We start from the raw sequence: 7,023 nt of genomic DNA, 5'->3' as shown, positions 1-7,023 counted from the left end.
GTTGCGCTTCTTCTCGCCGCCGGAAAAACCCACATTCACCGGGCGTTTCAGCATCTCGGCGTCGATCTGCAATTCCCTGGCCTTCTCGCGGATGGCCTTGAGGAATTCGCCCGAAGTCATTTCCTCCTCGCCGCGCGCCTTGCGCTGCGCGTTCACGGCGGTGCGCAGGAAGGTCATGTTGCCGACGCCCGGAATTTCCACGGGATATTGAAACGCCAGGAACAGGCCGGCGGCAGCGCGCTCCTCGGGCTCCATGTCCAGCAGATCGGCGCCGTCGAGGCTGGCCGAGCCGTCCGTCACCTCGTAGCCGTCGCGGCCCGACAGGACATAGGACAGCGTCGATTTGCCCGACCCGTTCGGCCCCATGATCGCATGGACCTGACCGGCCGGAACCTCGAGGCTCAGACCCTTCAGGATCTGCTTGTCCTCTTCTTCAAGTTTGACGTGCAAGTTATCGATCTTCAGCATTTTTTCCTCATCAGACGGTGGCTGCGGTGCCGCAGCCGGCACCATCGTCATATTCCTGTAGGCGGCGGACTAGCCGACCGAGCCCTCAAGCGAGATCGCGACCAGCGACTGCGCTTCCATGGCGAATTCCATCGGCAGGGCCTGCAACACCTCGCGGCAGAAACCGTTCACGACCAGCGCGACCGCCTCTTCCTCGTCCATCCCGCGCGACCGGCAATAGAACAGCTGATCGTCATCGACCTTGCTGGTCGTCGCCTCATGTTCGACGCGGGACGAAGTGTTCTTGACCTCGATATAGGGCACGGTATGGGCGCCGCATTTGTCGCCGATCAGCAGGCTGTCACACTGGGTGTAATTGCGGCTGTTGGTGGCGCGCGGGTGCATCGACACCAGGCCGCGATAGGTATTCTGCGCCTGACCGGCTGAAATCCCTTTCGAAACAATGCGTGAGCGGGTGTTCTTGCCAAGATGGATCATCTTGGTCCCGGTATCGGCCTGCTGCCAGTTATTGGCGATGGCAATGGAATAGAATTCGCCCTGGCTTTCCTCGCCGCGCAGGATGCAGGACGGGTATTTCCAGGTGATGGCGGAACCGGTTTCCACCTGTGTCCACATCACCTTGGCACGGGCCTCGCGGCAATCGGCGCGCTTGGTGACGAAGTTGTAGATGCCGCCCTTCCCATCCTCGTCGCCGGGAAACCAGTTCTGGACCGTTGAATACTTGACCTCGGCATCCTCCAGGACGACGATTTCGACAACCGCCGCGTGAAGCTGGCTGGTGTCGCGCTTGGGCGCGGTGCAGCCTTCGAGATAGCTGACGTAAGATCCCTTGTCCGCGATGATCAGCGTCCGTTCGAATTGACCGGTATTCTCGGCGTTGATGCGGAAATAGGTCGACAATTCCATCGGGCAGCGCACGCCCGGTGGAACATAGACGAAGCTGCCGTCCGAAAAGACCGCACTGTTCAGCGTCGCGAAGAAATTGTCCGATTGCGGCACGACGGAGCCGAGATATTTCTTCACCAGCTCGGGATGCTCGCGGATCGCCTCGCTGATGGAACAGAAGATCACGCCGGCCTTGGCCAGTTCGTCCTTGAAGGTGGTGCCGACGCTGACACTGTCGAAGACCGCGTCCACAGCGACCTTGCGGCCCTCGGCAGGCACCGCCTCGGCACCCTCGACGCCGGCCAGAATCATCTGTTCCTTCAGCGGGATACCCAGCTTTTCATAGGTCGCCAGCAGCTTGGGATCGACCTCGTCCAGCGATTTCGGCTTCACCTCCATGCTCTTGGGGCGGGCATAGTAATACTGATCCTGATACTCGATATGGGGATAGTTCAGCATTGCCCAGCGGGGTTCCGACATGGTCTGCCAGCGGCGAAACGCCTCCAGCCGCCACTCGGTCATCCATTCGGGCTCGCCGTTCTTGTCCGAAATCAGACGGACGATATCCTCGTTCACCCCCTTGGGGGCGTAATCCATCTCGATCTCGGTGTTCCAGCCGTATTTGTAGCTGCCCATGTTCTGGACAGTCTCGACCGTTTCGCGGTCCACACCCTCGCGGACGTCAAGATCGGTGGTCTGGTTCATCCTCTATCCTTCCTGCGGCCAAGCGTTTCACTCAGCCATTCCGTTCGCGCCAGCGTGAATACGCCTTTTCCCAAGCATCCGCAAATCGGTTCACCTGATCCTCGACCAAAGCCGGACTGATGGAAATCCGGATCGCCGATTGCGCCGCCTTGTCGTCGTAACCCATGGCCTGCAAGGCCCCGCTGGCCCGGACCTTGCCCGACGAACAGGCCGAGCCCGCCGAGATCGCGAAGCCTGCCAGATCCATCTGCATGACCTGCGTTTCGCCCTTCCACCCAGATGTAAGAATGCAGGTCGTGTTCGGCAACCGTCGCGCGCCTTTTCCGGCGATACGGGCCCGGGGCGCGATCTGCAGCAGCCGCGTCTCCAGCGCGTCGCGCAACGCGGCCACACGGTCCCATTCGCCCGCAGCCAGATCCTTCTGCGCCGCCGCCGCCGCCGCCGCGAATCCGGCGATGCCGATCAGGTTCTCGGTGCCCGCCCGGCGTCCCTGTTCCTGCCCGCCGCCGCGAATCATCGCCTGGACATCGGTGCCCTTCTTCACGATCAGCGCGCCGACGCCCTTCGGCCCGCCCAGCTTGTGCGCGCTGACAAAGCCTGCGGTGACACCCAACCAGTTGAACGCAAAAGGCACCTTTCCGAACGCCTGGGTCAGATCGCTGCTGGCCAGCCCGTCGGGCAGCGACTGGATCACGCCGGTTTCGTTATTGGCCAGTTGCAGACTGGCCCGCGCGGGGTCGGGAACGGTCACGACGCCTTCGCCATCGACCGCCAGCACCGGATCGCACCAGACCTTGACCGCGCTGTGTTCCACCGCCGCGCAGGCGATCCCCTGCCCGGCCAGGACCATCGCCGCCGCCTCGGTCGCCCCCGAGGTAAAGACCACATCCGCCCCTTCGGCCCCCAGGGCCGCCGCCACCTGTTCGCGCGCCTTTTCCAGCGCCATCTTCGCGGCCCGGCCCTCGGCATGGACCGAGGACGGGTTGCCCGAAATCTCCATCGCCTCGCGCATCGCGGCGATCGCCTCGCCGCGCAGCGGAGTGGTCGCGTTCCAGTCCAGGTAATCCCTCATGCAAGCGCCTCGGCGATCCGCCGCGCCAGCCTGCGCGCAACTTCGTCCTTGCCCAGACGGGGCCATTCCTCGGCGCCCGTCTCGTCGATCAGCGTGACCGCGTTCTCGGTCCCCCCCATGATCCCGGTGCCATCGCTGACATCGTTCGCAACGATCCAGTCGCAGCCCTTGCGCAGCCTCTTGGCGGTGGCATGGGCCACGATGTCATCCGTCTCGGCGGCAAAGCCCACGACCAGTTTCGGACGCCGCCCGTCCAGCCCGCTGACCCAGGCCAGGATATCGGGATTCTCGGCCAGATCCAGGGTCGGAGGACGCCCGGATCCGTCCTTCTTCATCTTTCGCGGGACGGCATTGACCACCCGCCAATCGGCCACCGCCGCGGCCATCACGGCGGCATCGGCGGGCAAGGCCGCCTCGACCGCGTCGCGCATCTCGCGCGCGGTCTCGATTCGGATCACATCAACCCCGGCGGGCGCCGGCACCGCCGCCGGTCCGGTCACGAAGCTGACCCGCGCGCCCTGATCGCGCAGCGCCCCGGCAATCGCCGCCCCCTGCGCCCCCGACGAGCGATTGGCGATATAGCGCACCGGGTCGATGGGTTCATGCGTCGGCCCCGAGGTCACGATCACATGCCGCCCCGCCAGCGCGCCCCTGGCGACCTGGGCCTGCGGTTCCAGCAGCAGCGGTCCGGTATCCAGCCTGGCCCGGATCGCGGCCATGATCGCCTCGGGCTCGGCCATCCGTCCCGGGCCGTGTTCGCCGCAGGCCATGTCGCCCTCATCGGGCCCGATCACCGCCACGCCATCCGCGCGCAAGACTGCCAGGTTGCGCTGAGTCGCGGGATGATTCCACATCCGCACGTTCATCGCGGGCGCGACCAGCACCCCCTTGTCGGATGCCAGCAGCAGCGTCGAGGCCAGATCGTCGGCCAGCCCCTGGGCCATCTTCGCCATCAAATCCGCCGTCGCGGGCGCGACGACGACCAGGTCGGCGTCACGGGTCAGCCGGATATGCCCGATCTCGGCCTCCTTGGCGATGTCGAACAGGCCGTCATGAACCGCCTCTCCCGCCAGGACCGAAATCGTCATCGCCGTGGTGAATTCTGCACCCGCGCGGGTCAGGACCGGGCTGACGGTCCAGCCCTCGCCCCGGATCAGCCGGATCAGCTGCGGGATCTTGTAGGCCGCGATGCCGCCGCCGATGATCAGAAGGATGCGTTTGCCGGTCATCTCGCCCTCGCAGGTTCGCTGGAACAGATAGACCCGGCGCGGGCCTGCCGCAAGGAAAGCGCCGCTGTTAACCAATCCTTAATCGACACCGCGTTAACCCTTGCCGGCAAGCGCAGGGGGAAACATGGTCGCGATCGCCTATTCGGTCGCCTTCGAAGGCGTCGAGGCACGTCTGGTCGAGGTGCAATGTTCGGTCGCGGCCGGTCTTCCGGGCTTTGGCATCGTGGGCCTGCCCGACAAGGCGGTCAGCGAGGCGCGCGAACGGGTCAAGGCGGCCTTCGGCGCGCTTTCGATCGCACTTCCGAACCGCCGGCTGACGGTGAACCTGTCGCCCGCCGACCTGCCGAAGGAAGGATCGCACTTCGACCTGCCCATCGCGCTGGCGGTGCTGGCGGCGCTGGAAATCGTCCCGAAAGAGGAACTGGCCCGCTGCGTTGCCCTGGGCGAACTGGCGCTGGACGGGCGTCTCGTGCCGGTCGCGGGCGCCCTGCCCGCCGCCATGGCCGCGGCCGAGGACGACCGCGCCCTGATCTGTCCTCGCGATTGCGGCGCCGAGGCGGCCTGGGTCGAGGCCGTGCCGGTCCTCGCCCCCGGCAATCTGCGCGAGGTGGTCGATCACCTGACCGACCGCGCGCCGCTGGCGCGCGCCCGGCCCGGCCTGATCGAGGCCAGCCCCGCGACCAACTGCCTGTCCGAGGTCAAGGGCCAGGAACGGGCCAAGCGGGCGCTGGAAATCGCCGCCGCCGGCCGCCATCACCTGCTGATGGTCGGCCCTCCCGGCGCGGGCAAATCCATGCTGGCCGCCCGCCTGCCCGGTATCATGCCGCCGCTGTCCCCGGCCGAGGCGCTGGAAACCTCGATGATCCATTCGCTGGCGGGCATTCTGGACAATGGCGGCATCCTGCGCCATCCGCCCTTCTGCGAACCGCATCACACGGCCTCGATGCCCGCGATTGTCGGCGGCGGCCGCAGCGCGAAGCCCGGCCAGATCAGCCTTGCCCATAACGGCGTGCTGTTCATGGACGAATTTCCGGAATTTCCACGACCGGTCCTGGAAACCCTGCGCCAGCCGATCGAGACCGGCGAGATCGTCGTTGCCCGCGCCAACGCCCATGTCCGCTATCCCTGCCGTTTCCTGCTGGTCGCGGCCGCCAATCCCTGCCGCTGCGGCTATCTGGCCGATGCCGCCCGCGCCTGTGCGCGGGTGCCGAATTGCGGCGCCGATTATCTGGGAAAAATCTCCGGCCCGCTGATGGACCGTTTCGATCTGCGACTCGAGGTTCCGGCCGTCAGCTTCCTGGATCTTGAACTGCCCCCGACCGGAGACAGATCGACCGACATTGCTGCCCGCGTGGCCGCCGCACGTCAAATCCAGGCGCGTCGATTTCAGAATCACGAGAAATTGCGTGTGAATGCAGATGCCTCCGGCGCGATCCTCGACCAGATCGCGACGCCGGACGAGGAAGGCCGCGCCCTGATCGTCAAGGCATCCGAAAAACTGGGCCTGACCGCGCGCGGCTATCACCGCATCCTGCGCACCGCCCGCACCATCGCCGACCTCGACGGGTCGGCGGATATCCGGACTCCGCATCTGGCCGAGGCGATCAGCTATCGCCTGCCCTTTGTCGCGGGCGGCTGAGCCCCCACGCTCTTTCCAGATACCTTCGGGGGTGAGGCGCGGACGCCCCCTGCCACGGCCTCAGCGTTCCGCCAGCGCCGCTCGATCGCGACCCAGATCGCCTCGGCGGCATTGATTCCGTCGAACCGTTCCAGTTCCTGAATGCCGGTGGGCGAAGTCACGTTGATCTCGGTCAGCCAACCGTCGATCACGTCGATGCCGGTGAAGATCAGCCCCTTTTCGCGCAGGATCGGACCGATCCTCTTGCAGATCTCGCGTTCCCGCGCGGTCAGACCAATCTTTTCGGCGCGCCCTCCGACATGCATGTTCGACCGCGCCTCACCTTCCTGCGGAACGCGGTTGATCGCGCCCACAGGTTCGCCATCGACCAGGATGATGCGCTTGTCGCCCCGGCTGACGGCGGCAAGATATTTCTGCGCGATCATCGGTTCACGGTTGATGCCGGCGAAGGTTTCCAGCAATGCGGACAGGTTGGGATCGCCCGGTTTCAGATGAAACACCCCGGCGCCGCCATTGCCGTAAAGCGGCTTGACGATGATCTCGCCGTGGCGTGCCCGGAACGCGCGGAAGGCCGCGAGGTCACGCGCGATCATGGTCGGCGGCGTCAGATCGGGAAAATCCAGAACCATCAGCTTTTCGGGGCAATTCCGCACCCAGAACGGGTCGTTCACGACCAATGTGCCGGGATGCACCCGGTCCAGCAGATGCGTCGACGTCACATAAGCCATGTCGAAAGGCGGATCCTGGCGCAGCCAGACCACGTCGAAATCGCGCAGATCCACCTCGTCCCAATCGCCGAATGTCACGTGCTCGCCCTGTTTCCTGCGCAGGCTGACGGGCCGGCCCCGTGCGATCACGCGACCCTCGTCATAGCGCAGCTGGTCGACGGTATACTGAAACAGCCGATGCCCGCGCGCCTGCGCCTCCAGCCCGATCCGGAAGGTGCTGTCGGCATCGACCGAGACATGCTGAACCGGATCCATCTGCAACGCGACATAAAGGCTCATCGGCATCCCCTGACCTTG

Annotated in this window: 6 protein-coding genes; 1 reads left to right on the top strand and 5 read right to left on the bottom strand. The window is 65.4% G+C overall.

Features of this window, described 5'->3' with window-relative positions; all coding sequences use genetic code 11:
• The 4 genes from B4L36_RS00685 to coaBC all read right to left on the bottom strand — a co-directional run.
• Positions 1–468, bottom strand: a 468-nt coding sequence (locus tag B4L36_RS00685) for an ABC transporter ATP-binding protein (protein WP_292950854.1), incomplete at its 3' end; no start/stop codon positions are given.
• Positions 469–537: 69 nt separating this feature from the next.
• A complete protein-coding gene (gene sufB, locus B4L36_RS00680) occupies positions 538–2,058 on the bottom strand; it encodes a Fe-S cluster assembly protein SufB (RefSeq protein ID WP_292950852.1) in 1,521 nt (506 codons plus the stop codon).
• 31 nt (positions 2,059–2,089) lie between these two features.
• Complete coding sequence (locus tag B4L36_RS00675; RefSeq protein ID WP_292950850.1) at positions 2,090–3,130, bottom strand: cysteine desulfurase family protein; 1,041 nt, start codon at positions 3,128–3,130, stop codon at positions 2,090–2,092.
• The gene (gene coaBC, locus B4L36_RS00670; protein ID WP_292950885.1) at positions 3,127–4,359 is read right to left on the bottom strand and encodes a bifunctional phosphopantothenoylcysteine decarboxylase/phosphopantothenate--cysteine ligase CoaBC; all 1,233 of its coding nucleotides are present in this window, start codon (positions 4,357–4,359) and stop codon (positions 3,127–3,129) included. The genes B4L36_RS00675 and coaBC overlap by 4 nt, the downstream gene beginning before the upstream one ends.
• Before the next feature lie 124 nt (positions 4,360–4,483).
• On the opposite strand from coaBC, the gene B4L36_RS00665 reads away from it, so the two are divergent.
• Positions 4,484–5,998, top strand: coding sequence for a YifB family Mg chelatase-like AAA ATPase (locus tag B4L36_RS00665; RefSeq protein WP_292950848.1), 1,515 nt, complete (start codon positions 4,484–4,486; stop codon positions 5,996–5,998).
• Here B4L36_RS00665 and gshB read toward each other — a convergent pair.
• Positions 5,968–7,005 (bottom strand): glutathione synthase, encoded by a 1,038-nt coding sequence (gene gshB, locus B4L36_RS00660; RefSeq protein ID WP_292950846.1) that lies wholly within the window; start codon positions 7,003–7,005, stop codon positions 5,968–5,970. The two genes, B4L36_RS00665 and gshB, sit on opposite strands and share 31 nt — an antisense overlap.
• Positions 7,006–7,023 lie beyond the last annotated feature (18 nt).

This window comes from Paracoccus sp. UBA889, from assembly GCA_002294185.1.
Lineage (GTDB): Bacteria > Pseudomonadota > Alphaproteobacteria > Rhodobacterales > Rhodobacteraceae > Paracoccus.
Note: the sequence above shows the minus strand (reverse complement) of the source record. Positions and strands in the feature narration are given on the sequence as shown.

What these genes read in the sequence shown, in the direction of transcription:
- B4L36_RS00675 (WP_292950850.1), bottom strand. Translation starts at nt 3,130, where the DNA reads ATGAGGGATTACCTGGACTGGAACGCGACCACTCCGCTGCGCGGCGAG.
- coaBC (WP_292950885.1), bottom strand. Translation starts at nt 4,359, where the DNA reads ATGACCGGCAAACGCATCCTTCTGATCATCGGCGGCGGCATCGCGGCC.
- B4L36_RS00665 (WP_292950848.1), top strand. Translation starts at nt 4,484, where the DNA reads ATGGTCGCGATCGCCTATTCGGTCGCCTTCGAAGGCGTCGAGGCACGT.
- gshB (WP_292950846.1), bottom strand. Translation starts at nt 7,005, where the DNA reads ATGAGCCTTTATGTCGCGTTGCAGATGGATCCGGTTCAGCATGTCTCG.
- sufB (WP_292950852.1), bottom strand. Translation starts at nt 2,058, where the DNA reads ATGAACCAGACCACCGATCTTGACGTCCGCGAGGGTGTGGACCGCGAA.